The following is a 14,084-nucleotide window of genomic DNA, read 5'->3' on the forward strand; positions in this document are numbered from 1 at the left end:
GCAGGTATTCTTACTGAAATATTTTTTTACAATTTCCTTCATTGACTTTTTACCAATACTAAGTATTACTCACTCTTTTGCTGTCCATACAACAGAATATTTTGACGGAAGAAAAAGTTTGCCTTTTAGTCAAATTTGACTATAATATTCTTTATGGCTTTGTCAGTGCACTTGTGTAAATTGATTTTAAAAAATATATTTATAATTTTTATGCGCTGCACTCAAAACTTAATATAGTTTACTTATTATTAAAGGAGGGTTATCTTTGGAATCTCAATTATCAAAAAAAGACTCCAGCAAGACAAAATTTGTTGTTGCGGGTTTACTACTTGGTATTTTAATGGCTGCAATGGATAATACAATCGTTGCAACAGCAATGGCAACAATCGTTGGAGACCTAGGAGGATTTGACAAGTTCGTTTGGGTCACGTCTGCATATATGGTAGCAACAATGGCAGGGATGCCTATCTTCGGAAAACTTTCTGATATGTATGGACGGAAACGCTTTTATATTGGTGGCCTTATTCTTTTCTTGTTCGGTTCTGCACTTTGCGGAACAGCATCTAGTATTGAGCAACTAAGTATTTATAGAGCAATTCAAGGAATTGGTGGCGGCGCTCTTATGCCTATCGCCTTCACTATTATGTACGACATATTCCCACCAGAAAAGCGCGGAAAAATGACAGGGCTATTCGGTGCTGTTTTCGGAACATCTAGTGTATTCGGCCCTTTATTAGGTGCTTATATTACAGACTATATAAGTTGGCACTGGGTCTTCTATATTAATATTCCATTAGGACTTATTTCCTTCTTCTTCATTACGAAATATTACAGTGAATCTCTAGAATTTAGAAAACAAAAAATTGATTGGGCTGGCGCTATTACACTTGTTATTAGTATCGTTTGCTTAATGTTCGCCTTAGAACTTGGTGGTAAAGAATACGCATGGAATTCCACTGTGATTATCGGCTTATTTACAACAGTTGTTATTATGCTTATTATTTTCTTCTTCGTAGAACGAAAAGCAACCGAGCCTATCATTTCTTTCCATCTATTTAAAAAACCTTTATTCGCAGCTAGCCAAGGTGTTGCCTTTTTCTATGGTGCCGCTTTTATCATCTGTACAGTTTATATCCCAATCTTCGTTCAAGGTGTTCTCGGTGGTTCAGCCTCAAATGCTGGGTTAATTTTAACACCTATGATGATTGGCTCTGTAATTGGAAGTCAAACGGGTGGACAGTTAGCTTCTCGAACAAGTTATCGTAACATTATGATGGCATCTGGAGTTTTCTTCGTTCTTGGCATTTATTTACTAAGCACTTTAACAATGGATACACCTCGCCTACTCGTAACACTATTTATGGTTCTCGCTGGACTTGGTGTTGGTTTCTCATTCTCAGTTTTAAGTATGTCTTCGATTCACAAATTAGAAATGAGAGACCGTGGTTCTGCTACATCAACAAACTCATTTTTCCGTTCACTCGGTATGACTCTTGGTGTAACAATTTTCGGTACAATTCAAAATCATATTTTTACAGATAAACTAAACACTCTCTTCCCACCTGAACTAGCAAAATTAGCACCAAAGGGTGGAGACACAAGTTTCTTATTATCACCAGGTGCTACCGATAAAATACCAGCTGAAATATTAACTGGTATTAAAGAAGCTCTAGCTACATCTATTGCCAGTACATTCTTCTGGGCACTGATCCCGGCTGTACTAAGTATTATTTGCATTTTACTTATGGGAAATGAGCGTCTTTTTACAGGACCAAAAACGAAACAAAAACAAAAGCAAGTAAGCTAATATAACGGCATATCCCTTTATGAAAACGGATATGCCGTTTATAATATGTATAAAGTTTATATATATAGGGGTTGAGACAGCATGAGCATGAAATTAGTCATTCTCGGCTTGCTACTCGAAGGGGATAAACATCCATATGAAGTGCAGCACATAATGAAAGAACGACAAATGGACTGTTATATTAAATATGCAAAAGGATCACTTTACTATGCCTTTGAGCAATTAGAAAAACAAGGGGCAATTCGTGTTACAACTATTGTTCGAGATACAAATAGACCAGATAAAACAATTTTTCATATAACAAACGAAGGTAAACGTTTATTTCACACATTACTATTAAAACAATTCGAGGCAAAAAATCAAATATATAAACCAATTTATTCGGCACTCTCTTTCGCTCATTTTGGTGATGATCAAGAGTTAATTCCTATTTTAGAAAAAAAGAAAAATGATACCGTTCAATATTTACATAACATGCAAACTATTTATGACTGTAGCAAAGGAAAAATCCCACGCGCACAACTATATATTTTGCAAAGCGTTATTGAACATATTACAGTTGAATTGCAATGGTTAAACACCCTTCTTGCAGATGCTATTGCCGGGCGACTTTCAGAAATTGATATAGATGCGGATTAAACTTTCAAAATAGAAACTGTAAAATGACAATATAGTTATTTTATTTCAAATTCTAAAACAAATATAACTCCATTCTAATTTAGGATGGGGTTATGCTTGTTTAATTTTCTATATAAGATAAACCAATTATTTAATAACATAACTGGCATCTTATGTATGTATAGGTACCCATTTCTTTATCAATTTAATCGCACTTTATTTCAATTCTCCTCATGTTTCTCCACTCTAAAAAATCAGAAAAATACAAATAATTAAAATAAAAAACTTTAGAATTTTCTTATTTCAAAACAGTAGACAAAATTCCAAAAATTGTGTTAGAATTTGTTTCAATATCATATCGCTTGTTAAATTCCTTTCAAAAGGAAAATGGGTACACGAACAGTTTGTTTCGTGTTTAAAAGGGAAGCTTGGTGAAACTCCAACACGGTCCCGCCACTGTAAATGCTGAGATTTCTTTTTAATGCCACTGTGAAAACGGGAAGGTGAAAGAAATCATATGAAGCATAAGTCAGGAGACCTGCCTGTTTTAACAACACTGATAGATTCACGGATGATGATGAGGTGTTAAAACAAAAAGGAAGGCTTATTTTCTATGCCTTTATGCTTTTTGTTATAGGTATTTCCTAGTAAACGGAAATGCTTACTTTCAATTGGGGAGGAATTTGAAATGGCAATTCAAACAAGTAACTTAGGTTATCCACGTATCGGACTACAACGAGAGTGGAAAAAAACATTGGAAGCTTTTTGGTCTAATAAAATTGATGAAGAACAATTTTTAACAACAATGAAAGAAATTCGTCTTCAACACGTTAAAGCACAGCAAGAAAAAGGGATTGAACTTATTCCAATTGGCGACTTTACATATTACGATCACGTTTTGGATACTGCTTATATGCTAGGATTTATCCCATCACGTTTTTCTGAGTTTACATCTTACCTTGATGTATATTTCGCAATGGCGCGTGGCTCTAAAGATCACGTAGCTTCCGAAATGACAAAATGGTTTAACACAAACTATCATTATATCGTTCCAGAATATGAAGAGGGATTACAAATCTCTTTAAAAGATAATCGTCCACTTCGCTTATACGAAGAGGCAAAACAAGAATTAGGAATAGATGGAAAACCTGTTATTTTAGGACCATATACTTTCTTGAAATTAGCTAAAGGCTATACACAAGAACAATTTGCTACTATTTTAAAACAGTTAGTTGCACCCTACGTACAACTGCTTTCAGAGCTACATGCAGCTGGTGCACAAATCATTCAAGTTGATGAACCGATTTTCGCTTCTTTAACGAAAGAAGAAGTTCAACAAGCAAAAGAAATTTATGAAGCTATTCGTAAAGAAGTTCCAAATGCGAATCTTCTTTTACAAACATATTTTGATAGTGTAGAAGAAAACTATGAAGAAATTATTACATTCCCAGTATCAAGTATTGGATTAGATTTCGTTCATGGTAAAGAAGGTAATCTACATGCTATTTCAAAATATGGATTCCCAGCTGATAAAACTTTAGCTGTTGGTTGTATAGATGGCCGTAACATTTGGAGAGCCGATCTTGATGAAGTTCTTACGTTATTTACAACGTTACAAAAACAAGTCCAAACGAAAGATTTCATCGTTCAGCCTTCTTGTAGCTTATTGCATACGCCAATCGATAAAACAGAAGAAACTCACTTATCGACTGAGCTATTTGATGCGTTGGCATTTGCAAATCAAAAATTAGAAGAGTTAGTTCTTATTCATTCCGCTCTAACTCAAGGTACAGAAAGCATTCATAATGAGCTGGAAACATATCGAAATGTACATCATACAATTCGTTCATCTGCTGCACGTAACCGAGAAGATGTCAAAGCAGCACGAACAGCATTAAAAGAAGAAGATTTTTCACGTCCTCTTCCATTTGAAAAACGATATGAATTACAACAAGTTGCCCTGAAGTTACCGTTGTTACCAACAACAACTATCGGTAGCTTCCCGCAAACAACTGAAGTTCGCCAAACGCGAAAAGAATGGCGTAACGGTGCTATTTCAAATGAACAATATGAACAATTTATTGAAAAAGAGACAGAAAAATGGATTCGTTACCAAGAAGAAATTGGTCTTGATGTTCTTGTACATGGTGAATTTGAAAGAACTGACATGGTCGAATATTTTGGTGAACGCCTTGCTGGTTTCTCATTCACTAAAAACGGTTGGGTGCAATCATACGGTTCCCGCTGCGTAAAACCACCTGTTATTTATGGTGATGTAGCCTTTATTAACGGAATGACTATTAAGGAAACTGTGTATGCACAAAGCTTAACAGAGAAAGTTGTAAAAGGAATGTTAACTGGACCTGTTACGATTTTAAATTGGTCCTTCGTTCGAAATGACATTCCAAGAAAAGAAGTTTCATATCAAATTGCATTAGCTCTTCGTCATGAAATTGAACTACTTGAATCTTCCGGAATTCGAGTAATTCAAGTCGATGAGCCAGCACTTCGTGAAGGAATGCCACTAAAAGAAAAAGATTGGGACGCTTATATTACATGGGCCGTACAATCCTTCCTTTTAGCAACTTCTTCTGTAGCAAATGAAACACAAATTCATACTCATATGTGTTACAGTAACTTCGAAGATATCGTTGATGCGATTCGCGCATTAGATGCAGATGTGATTTCTATCGAAACATCAAGAAGTCACGGTGAATTTATTGATACATTAAAACATACAACATATGAAAAAGGCATCGGTCTAGGTGTATATGATATTCATAGCCCACGTGTACCAAGTAAAGATGAAATGTATAAAATCGTAGAACAATCTTTAAAAGTATGCGATCCTAAATATTTCTGGATTAATCCTGATTGTGGTTTGAAAACGAGAAGAACAGAAGAAGTTATTCCAGCTTTAGAGCACATGGTGCAAGCGGCAAAAGACGCTCGTTCCTTGCTAAAAACAAACGCATAATAAAAATGGGGTATCCTTTTTGAGGATACCCCATTTTTTATTCTTTACTTTCAAAAAAGAATTCATATTGTATTTTATATAATTCATCATCCGTTGGTTCTTCAAGAGGTGTTGCTTGTAATACAACCGTATACTCACCATTTGGAATAGGAATTTGAAATTTATTTGAAAGAATACTTGCTACAACGATACATTCATTTTCAACTGTAAAAGGAACTTTAACCGTTCTAATTACTTCTTCTTTCTCAATATGTTTCCCTAGGGTCACTTTTACTTCACAAGTATAATCAGAAAGTGCTTCAAAAATAACAGTTCCATCTGCCTTCGCATAACCTCTTTCAAAATCTTCATCCGTCCAGTCAACGTAAGGCTGATCACCGTCATAGTTCATCAACATTAATTGCGAATACGAAATTGTTAACTCCATCGTTCCCTTCTCCTTCATTATGAAATATGCAACTACTACTTTACGTCAAATTTCACACGAGTACCATCTGGGTATTTATCTAACTTATTTCCTACCCAAGAGCCTGCTCCGCGGTTATCGGCTGGACTTATATATTCAATATGCGCTCCTTTTCCGCCTTCTTTACACATCGCCATTGGCCATTCATCACGATCATACCCTTTTTTTGATGGGTATGGAGCTAACGATAATTTTCTTCTATCCGCAGCACCACCACGGTCGATTGTACAAACTTCTGAATGTCCTTCTTTTATAGCATCCGTAATATGTTTCCCTGTCTCTGGATATCGATCTTTCGGAAATTCTAGAACTTGATCATACGCATTTGTTTTTTTAATACTTGTTTCCTCTGGAACAAGCACTTCATACACCGCTACTACAATAGAAAGAATTGCAATAATTGAAATGATAATACCTTTTAATTGTTTCATGTATACCTCCGTGATTCTACCTGTTTCTTTTCCTCAGTTATCACGCATTAACGAGCAGTAAGACCCCCACCTCAAAATTCAGCGAAATCAAAGAAGTTAGGTGGGGGATTAACTGTCCGTAAAAGCCCGATTGGTGAGGGCTGATAATCAGTGGTGGATGAACAAAACCCCCACTGATTAAAGTTTCACTTTATTATAACAAACTTATCCTGTATATGTTTTCAGACATTATTTTAGCTCTTCTTCGCCATTCCGCCAAAAACTCTCATTTTTCTTCATCTTTTCACTAATGCTGTAGAAAACTAATAGCCTTCCGACATTCTTTTTCAAAGGAAGTCCTCATAAAAGATTGAAATGATATATACGATACTTTTTGGGGAGGAAATATCATGGAAGCTACCTATAAAACGAAAGATGTGACGAATAAAACAGGCATCCCAAAACATATAGTCCGCAAATATAGTCAACTGTTAGAGGAACATGGTTATATAATTTCTAAAACAGCTGATGCTCGTATTTATAAACTTGATGATTTAAAACTATTGAAATCTATACATGAAAGAGCTGCTACATTGCAGGAAGATATTTCAGAAACGATACCAATTATTTTAAAAGAAAAAGAGGCCCCACCTGTACCAGTTATACAAGATACGCAAGAAATACAACCGAAAGAAAAAGAAGATGGGCGTAACTTCGAGGAGTTCATGTTAAAACTTGAAATGCTCGCTCAACTAAATGAAGCCATTATTCATCAAAATTCTACCCTTATTACCCAAAATCGTTTAAAAGATGAAAAGCTAGATGAGTTGATGCAACAAGTTTATGTAAAAGAAGGATCTCAAGAAAAAATGCTACAAGAGTTAGTGGATCATGCCGCTCAAACAGATGCTCTGCAAAAAGAAAAGATGGACTTATTAATGAATCATATGTATAAACGAGAATCTAAACAAGAAGAAAAAATGAATAAACTCGTAAATCAAATTTATAATAAAGATAGCAACCGTGATGCACAACTTATGCAAGTAATTCGCGAAATTCAAGAAACAAAAAGATTAGTCGCCGCCTCAAAAGAACAAAGCTTTTTCCAATCATTTAGAAGTTTATTTAGCCGAACAAAACAAGAAAAAACAACTGAATAGCATAATATATTTTTTCTAATATAAAATAAAAAGTTACCTTCTATCGGTAACTTTTATTCCTTATTTCTTACAGCTGGCAATATAATAATTGCTTCAGTCCCTTTCCCACTTTCGCTTTTATATTCCAGCGTACCATTATGCGCTTGTAAAATACTAAATGTTACCATTAGTCCTAATCCTGTCCCTTTTTCTTTTAAAGAATAATACGGTTGTCCGAGCCTTGCTAATTGTTCTTTCGTCATCCCAACACCACTATCTTTAACTCTTATTACAATCGTTTCATCTTTTTGCATAGCCGTTACTTTTAAATATCCTTTATTTCCTTGAATTGCTTCAATACCATTTTTAACAACATTCATAATAGCTTGCTTCAATTTCGTTTTATCACCGATCGTATAAAGACTTTCAGAAATCTCAACTTGCAAATATACACCTTGCATCGCTGCAAATGATGACATAAGAGTTGTCATTTCTATTAATTGAGCGGATAAGCAAATATGTTCTTTTTTCTCAATTTGTGGTCTTGCTAAATTTAAATAATCTGAAATAATTTGTTCTGCCCGGTCCAATTCAGCTAATACGAGACGCATATAATCCTTATTCTTCACATCTTCCGTACTTTCTAGCAATTGAATAAAACCACGAACAACAGTGAGTGGATTTCGAACCTCATGTGCAACACTTGCTGCTAACTCACTTACAATATTAAGTTTCTCTGACTTTTGCATCTCTGTACGTAGTATTGCATTTTCATTTAAATATTCTGTTAAGTACACCTGAAATACCATTGTCATAACCATAATAAGCGAAGCAAATATATATCCGCTATATAAGTGCGAAACATATGGTGTAAACCCCGTTTCTAATAGAACGTTAATCATACCAATCACTAAAGAAACAAGTACGTACAATGATGAAATCATAAATGCTAAAATTAGCTTCTTATCCCTTGAAAATAGAGACCATTTCTTTGATAAAAATAATGGAACTATCAATAGAAATATTACTTCTATGACTGGAAGAAGGTTTATGCCCTTTAGCGCCCATTCATAGACAACAAAAATAACGGCCGGGATTAAACCAACAATCCCACCATATAAAAAACCACTAACAATTGGGATTGGGTGAAAGTTATACCCACAAACGTCCCCAAAACAAATAGAGTATGTCATAGAGAGAACGAGTGTAATGCTAGATAAAAACATAATAAAGTAGCGGTTCGGCTTCGGAGGCATTTCTTGATAACGATTTAAACGAATCGCTTCGTATAAAAATAGTGGCAAAATAATGATGGCAATTTGGATCATTAAATCACGGATAAGCTCCATAGCCTCTCATCCCCTATATGTATTTTGATATGATTATATCATTTTACAGGTTTGTTTGTTTTAAAATTTTGATTTTTCTTAACATATTTGTTAATTCTTTGTTAACAACACATAATAATTGTTACAGATTTTCGAAATGAATGTAAACCCTGTACCAAATTTCTGCCCGGCAGTATACAATGAATACGGATTACAAAGAAAATAAAAAATACTTCATAAGACGGACAACTATAGCAAAATACAGCATATAATCCATACTATCTATGTTTACAAATAAGTGATCATTATTTTAGTAGGAGGAAGATAAATATGGCGGGTACTACGCTTGTTTTAAAAGAAGAAAATTTGGTCGTTCTAGAAAACGTTGAAAAATCAGTGTATGAAGAGTTACAGCATAAAACAGGAGAAGAAAATTGCACATGCGCTGTGAATGAATCAGTTGTTCACCTTGGCAAAGTATCCTCTGTACTTTGGAATGAAGATGAAATAGATTGGGAATACGGATATTAAAAAGTCGCTTACAGCGGCTTTTTTCTATTATCCCTCTCTTTCTACATACCATATACGCAAGCGAAATGATAGAAAATATGTTAAAATGAACTTAATTTTCAAACGGAAGAAAGGGAGATACAATGGAACAATTCATTAACCCTAGAGTAAAGGACATCCAAATTTCTGGAATCCGTCAATTCTCTAACATGATTCAAAACTATGATAATCTTATCTCTTTAACAATTGGACAACCTGATTTTCCTACACCTTCTCTCGTAAAAGAAGCGGCAAAACGGGCTATTACAGAAAATTATACAAGCTATACACATAACGCTGGTTTACTAGAATTACGCAAGGCAGCTTGTAACTTTGTAAAAGATAACTACGATTTACATTATTCACCTGAAAACGAAACCATCGTTACAATCGGTGCTAGTGAAGCAATTGATGTTGCATTTCGAACGATTTTAGAGCCAGGAACAGAAGTCATCTTACCTGCCCCTATTTATCCAGGCTACGAGCCGATTATTCGATTATGCGGTGCAACCCCTGTATTTATAGATGTTCGTGAAACTGGCTTCCGTTTAACAGCCGATGCACTAAAAAATGCCATTACAGAAAAAACAAGATGCGTCGTACTGCCGTATCCTTCTAATCCAACTGGTGTAACTTTATCAAAAGAAGAACTACAGGATATTGTAAATGTTTTAAAAGATAAAAATATTTTCGTCCTTTCTGATGAAATTTATAGCGAACTTGTATATGAACAAACACATACATCGATCGCTCATTTCCCAGAAATGCGCGAAAAGACTATCGTCATTAACGGTTTATCAAAATCACATTCTATGACTGGCTGGCGTATCGGTCTATTATTCGCACCAAACTATTTAGCCGGGCATATATTAAAAGTTCATCAATACAACGTAACGTGCGCTACTTCAATCGCTCAATATGCTGCAATTGAAGCATTAACAGCTGCTAAAGATGCACCAAAAATGATGCGTCATCAATACAAAAAACGCCGTGATTACGTATATAATAGACTCACTCAAATGGGCTTAACAGTTGAAAAACCAACAGGTGCATTTTACTTATTCCCATATGTTGGTCATTTAACATCTTCATCATTTGATTTTGCACTTGATCTTGTGAAAGAAGCTGGACTTGCCGTCGTTCCCGGAACAGCATTCTCTGAATATGGGGAAGGCTACCTTCGCTTGTCCTATGCGTATAGTATTGAAACTTTAAAAGAAGGCTGTGACCGTTTAGAAGCCTTTCTACAAAAAAAAGCTAAGAGTTAAACTCTTAGCTTTTTTTTGCATAACGATCGCAAGTTTGACGCTTCAATAATTTATGCGGAATAATGATACACTTTGCAGTAGACTCCGCATTCTCAACTTTATCAACTAAAGCTTTTGCTGCCTCATATCCTAGCTGGTATATATTCACATCAACTGTCGAAAGTGGCGGACTCGCAATTTCTGATAATAAAGCATTATTAAAGCTTACAATTGAAACATCCTTCGGTACAACGAATCCTTTTTTAGAAAGTGCACTTAGCACACCAAGTCCAATCAAGTCATCCGTTGCCATAATTGCTGTCGGTGGTTGCTTTAGCGCCATTAATTCCTCCACAGCTTGTTGACCACTCTCTCTTGAGAAATCAAAATGTAAAATATACTCTTTTGGTAATACAATATCTGCTAATTTTAAAGCATCACTCATACCAGCCAAACGATCTCTCGTTACAAGTAAATCTGATCCACCGCCGATGAACGCGATTTGTTTATGACCTAATGAAATCAAATATTCTGCTACTTCTCTTGCAGCTGTATAATTGTCATTATCTACATATGTAATTTCTTCTTTACGATCATATGGTTTCCCGATTAATACGAACGGGAAATTTTGTTTATGTAAATATTGAATAATCCGATCATTCTCTCTTGAATATAAAAGAATAATACCACCAATTTGGCGCCCCTGCACCATCTTTACAACACCATTAAAAATTTCATCTTCCGTTTCACCTGTCGACATATAAAGTGCATACCCTTCCACATGTGCAAACGAACTAATCCCTCTTATAACTTCTGGGAAAAACGGATTTTGAAAAGCTTTACTTGCAGAACTTGGCATAACAAGGCCAAGTGTTTTTGTTGTTTGGTTAGCTAGGTTTCTTGCGTTTAAATTAGGATGATACCCTAGTTCACTCATTACTTTCCGAACACGACGCTTTGTTTTTTCACTTATACTTGGATTATCAGCAATTACACGAGAAACGGTAGATGGTGCTACATTCGCTTTCTTCGCCACATCTTTAATTGTAACTGTCATAAAAATCCCCCTCCTTTCACTTCTCTGCCATTTTATATATTTTCATCTTGCACCCGTTGCAAGTAATAGGGGAAGTCATAAACTTTCATTGATTCTATCTTGTAAAACCTATCATATTCTCCCTCTTCATGTATTGTAAGGGATAGAGCTCTTTTTTCCTATACTATAATATACTATTTATTTCACTTCTTTTCATATGGGATGTCAAATCTCTTTTCATCTCCCAATAAAATGTTTTATAGGAAGATGAAAAGAAAAATGGGACATAATGTCCCATTTTTCATCCTTTCGTACCTCCAGCAGTTAAACCAGAGATAAAGTATTTTTGTAGTGATAGGAATAAAATTGAAATTGGGATTGCAATCAATACGGAACCCGCTGCGAACGTTGTAAATTCATTCCCAAATTTCTTCGCCACCATTTCATATAATCCAACTGCTAACGTATAATTTTCTGGTGTGCGCAAAATAATACTCGCTAAAATAAAATCTGTAAATGGGCCGATGAAAGTAAATAACGCTACAACCGCTACGATTGGCTTTGCAAGTGGCATAATGATTTGCCAAAAAATACGGAAATGTCCTGCTCCATCCATACGAGCTGACTCATCCAATTCTTTCGGGATCGTATCAAAATACCCTTTCATAAGCCATGTATTCATTGGAATTGCCCCGCCTACATAAATTAAAATTAATGCAAGGTGCGTATCAATTAATCCTGTTAACTGTGCTAATACGTATAAAGCGATTAACGCTGCAAAGTTTGGAATCATTTGCAAAATTAAAAATGTTAATAAACCATTTTTTCTTCCAACAAAACGGTATCTCGAAAATGCATAAGCAGTAAAACTAATTGCTAACACTGAAAAAATCATCGTTAAAACACTTACTTTTAATGTGTTTTTATACCATAGTAAATAATTACTATTCTCTAAATCTAATAACTTACGATAATGATCTAGCGTTGCATTTTGCGGAATAATACTTGATCCAGATAAACTATCACCCGGATTAAACGATGAGCCAATAATCCATAATAATGGATAGAAAATGATGGCACACATTACGAAAATAACGAGATAACTTAATGAGAGACGTAACATCTTTTGTCTTTTAATATTCATTTACATCATATCCTCTTCTTGGAATGATTTTGTTCTCTTAAATTGCCATAACGCAACTGTAATAACGATTAACGATAAGATCATTGTAAGAGCTGCTGCTTTTCCGTACTGTGCGGAAGTCATCGTTAACTTATAAATCCATGAAATTAAAATATCTGTTCCACCTGCGTCTTGTCCAGCTACAGCAGGACCTCCGCCGTTAAATAGATAGATGATACTAAAGTTATTAAAGTTAAACGTATATTGCGTAATTAATATTGGTGCTGTTGCATATAGAACAAGTGGCAATGTAATTTTACGAAACTGTTGCCAAGCTGTAGCTCCATCTACTGTAGCCGCTTCGTATAATTCTCCTGGAATCGATTGCAGTATACCTGTTGTCATTGCAAAGACGAACGGGAATCCAAGCCACGTTTGAATCATAATTAAAGCAATCTTCGCCCAAAATGGATCTGTCATCCAAGCAATCTTTTCAATTCCGAATAAAGCTAATACTTGATTGTTAATTGCTCCAAATGTTTCATTAAACATGCCAGAGAAAACAAGAATAGATACGAATGCTGGGACCGCCCACGGTAAAATGAAGATTGTTCGAATAATCGCCTTCCCTTTAATACCAGGCTGATTTACGATAATCGCTAAGAAAATACCAAGCGCAACTTGTAATGTCGTTGCAACGAATGTCCAGATGACAGTCCAAGAAAATACACTTAAAAACGTTTCTCTCCACATCGGTAATGTAAAGATATCAATAAAGTTTTTAAACCCTACCCAATCTACTAATTTAGCTGGAGGAGAATGATATAAATCATAGTTCGTAAATCCAATTAAAATTACGAAAATGATTGGAAATACAACGACAAAGATAAGTAATAAAAACCCTGGTGAAACCATTAAATACGGAAAACCTTGGTCTAGTAAATTACGGTATTGCTCTTTTACAGAGTTTAACGGTGTTCCTATATCCCGTTTCTTTCCATTTTGGTATGCATCATATAAATTAAATGCATATATTCCGAGTCCAAACACGATGACAATGAGTGCCAAGATTCCTTCTACTAATAGAAAGACAGAATGGTCACGTGGAACTTCTGTACCAAGCGTTACAATTCCCCATAATCCCATATTTAATAAATCAGCAAAGGCTACAATAAATGAACCTGTTAATACTAGAAAAATAAGACCTTTTACAAATTGTTTATTATACATTTGGCCCACGCCTGGAATAATTGATAACATGGTTGCCATTTTCCTATGTTTTGAACCGTTTAAGCCGTTTGCTGGTTCCATAGATGTTTGCATGTTCCTTCCCCCTTTTTTCTTGGGAGAGAATTCGTGCCCCTCATATTAGAGGCACGAATTT

The 14,084-nt window shown here is 35.1% G+C and carries 12 protein-coding genes and 1 riboswitch; of the genes, 6 read left to right on the forward strand and 6 right to left on the reverse strand.

The genetic code is table 11. The features are described from left to right. The first annotated feature begins 265 nt into the window (after positions 1-265). The 3 genes from MKY00_RS19905 (at position 266) to metE (ending at position 5,402) form a co-directional block, all read left to right on the forward strand. Positions 266-1,807 carry an MDR family MFS transporter gene (locus tag MKY00_RS19905; protein WP_000445752.1) on the forward strand — a complete coding sequence of 514 codons (1,542 nt, stop codon included), beginning with the start codon at positions 266-268 and terminating at the stop codon, positions 1,805-1,807. Between the two features lie 81 nt (positions 1,808-1,888). Beyond that, positions 1,889-2,446: a PadR family transcriptional regulator gene (locus tag MKY00_RS19910; RefSeq protein WP_016718396.1), complete on the forward strand. Its 558-nt coding sequence runs from the start codon at positions 1,889-1,891 to the stop codon at positions 2,444-2,446. A 351-nt stretch (positions 2,447-2,797) separates the two neighbouring features. After that, positions 2,798-2,985: riboswitch (cobalamin riboswitch) on the forward strand. Between the two features lie 128 nt (positions 2,986-3,113). Further along, positions 3,114-5,402, forward strand: coding sequence for a 5-methyltetrahydropteroyltriglutamate--homocysteine S-methyltransferase (gene metE / locus MKY00_RS19915; RefSeq protein ID WP_001007593.1), 2,289 nt, complete (start codon positions 3,114-3,116; stop codon positions 5,400-5,402). A gap of 37 nt (positions 5,403-5,439) precedes the next feature. On the opposite strand, the gene comJ is transcribed toward metE, so the two are convergent. Then, positions 5,440-5,829, reverse strand: a complete 390-nt coding sequence (gene comJ, locus MKY00_RS19920; RefSeq protein WP_016718397.1) for a competence protein ComJ — start codon at positions 5,827-5,829, stop codon at positions 5,440-5,442. Between the two features lie 35 nt (positions 5,830-5,864). Then, entirely contained in the window at positions 5,865-6,299 is a 435-nt protein-coding gene (gene nucA, locus MKY00_RS19925) for a DNA-entry nuclease (RefSeq protein WP_000811499.1), read from the reverse strand. A gap of 389 nt (positions 6,300-6,688) precedes the next feature. Here nucA and MKY00_RS19930 point away from each other — a divergent pair, with 389 nt between their 5' ends. Further along, a complete protein-coding gene (locus tag MKY00_RS19930) occupies positions 6,689-7,438 on the forward strand; it encodes a DUF3967 domain-containing protein (RefSeq protein ID WP_000388461.1) in 750 nt (249 codons plus the stop codon). A gap of 53 nt (positions 7,439-7,491) precedes the next feature. Here MKY00_RS19930 and kinB read toward each other — a convergent pair whose 3' ends face one another. Next, positions 7,492-8,766 (reverse strand): sporulation sensor histidine kinase KinB, encoded by a 1,275-nt coding sequence (kinB, locus tag MKY00_RS19935; RefSeq protein WP_000420387.1) that lies wholly within the window; start codon positions 8,764-8,766, stop codon positions 7,492-7,494. Positions 8,767-9,075: 309 nt separating this feature from the next. Here kinB and MKY00_RS19940 point away from each other — a divergent pair, with 309 nt between their 5' ends. Together MKY00_RS19940 and MKY00_RS19945 are read left to right on the forward strand one after the other, a co-directional pair. Further along, on the forward strand, positions 9,076-9,276 hold the full coding sequence (locus tag MKY00_RS19940; RefSeq protein WP_000929285.1) for a hypothetical protein: 201 nt from the start codon (positions 9,076-9,078) through the stop codon (positions 9,274-9,276). A 122-nt stretch (positions 9,277-9,398) separates the two neighbouring features. Beyond that, positions 9,399-10,562, forward strand: coding sequence for an aminotransferase A (locus MKY00_RS19945; protein ID WP_073531194.1), 1,164 nt, complete (start codon positions 9,399-9,401; stop codon positions 10,560-10,562). A 4-nt stretch (positions 10,563-10,566) separates the two neighbouring features. Here MKY00_RS19945 and malR read toward each other — a convergent pair whose 3' ends face one another. The 3 genes from malR to malC form a co-directional block, all read right to left on the reverse strand. Continuing rightward, entirely contained in the window at positions 10,567-11,598 is a 1,032-nt protein-coding gene (gene malR, locus MKY00_RS19950; RefSeq protein ID WP_074585584.1) for a maltose operon transcriptional repressor MalR, read from the reverse strand. Positions 11,599-11,878: 280 nt separating this feature from the next. Further along, the gene (gene malD, locus MKY00_RS19955) at positions 11,879-12,721 is read right to left on the reverse strand and encodes a maltosaccharide ABC transporter permease MalD (protein WP_001022608.1); all 843 of its coding nucleotides are present in this window, start codon (positions 12,719-12,721) and stop codon (positions 11,879-11,881) included. Next, a complete protein-coding gene (malC, locus tag MKY00_RS19960; RefSeq protein WP_001194989.1) occupies positions 12,722-14,023 on the reverse strand; it encodes a maltosaccharide ABC transporter permease MalC in 1,302 nt (433 codons plus the stop codon). Between the last annotated feature and the right edge of the window lie 61 nt (positions 14,024-14,084).

Origin of the sequence: Bacillus sp. FSL R9-9834, assembly GCF_038006905.1 — a bacterium.
In the GTDB taxonomy this organism is placed as follows: domain Bacteria; phylum Bacillota; class Bacilli; order Bacillales; family Bacillaceae_G; genus Bacillus_A; species Bacillus_A pacificus.

Bases quoted from the DNA above. Each gene is read 5' to 3' on its own strand.
- MKY00_RS19910 (WP_016718396.1), top strand. From the start codon at position 1,889: ATGAGCATGAAATTAGTCATTCTCGGCTTGCTACTCGAAGGGGATAAA.
- metE (WP_001007593.1), top strand. From the start codon at position 3,114: ATGGCAATTCAAACAAGTAACTTAGGTTATCCACGTATCGGACTACAA.
- comJ (WP_016718397.1), bottom strand. From the start codon at position 5,829: ATGGAGTTAACAATTTCGTATTCGCAATTAATGTTGATGAACTATGAC.
- nucA (WP_000811499.1), bottom strand. From the start codon at position 6,299: ATGAAACAATTAAAAGGTATTATCATTTCAATTATTGCAATTCTTTCT.
- MKY00_RS19930 (WP_000388461.1), top strand. From the start codon at position 6,689: ATGGAAGCTACCTATAAAACGAAAGATGTGACGAATAAAACAGGCATC.
- kinB (WP_000420387.1), bottom strand. From the start codon at position 8,766: ATGGAGCTTATCCGTGATTTAATGATCCAAATTGCCATCATTATTTTG.
- MKY00_RS19940 (WP_000929285.1), top strand. From the start codon at position 9,076: ATGGCGGGTACTACGCTTGTTTTAAAAGAAGAAAATTTGGTCGTTCTA.
- MKY00_RS19945 (WP_073531194.1), top strand. From the start codon at position 9,399: ATGGAACAATTCATTAACCCTAGAGTAAAGGACATCCAAATTTCTGGA.
- malR (WP_074585584.1), bottom strand. From the start codon at position 11,598: ATGACAGTTACAATTAAAGATGTGGCGAAGAAAGCGAATGTAGCACCA.
- malD (WP_001022608.1), bottom strand. From the start codon at position 12,721: ATGAATATTAAAAGACAAAAGATGTTACGTCTCTCATTAAGTTATCTC.
- malC (WP_001194989.1), bottom strand. From the start codon at position 14,023: ATGCAAACATCTATGGAACCAGCAAACGGCTTAAACGGTTCAAAACAT.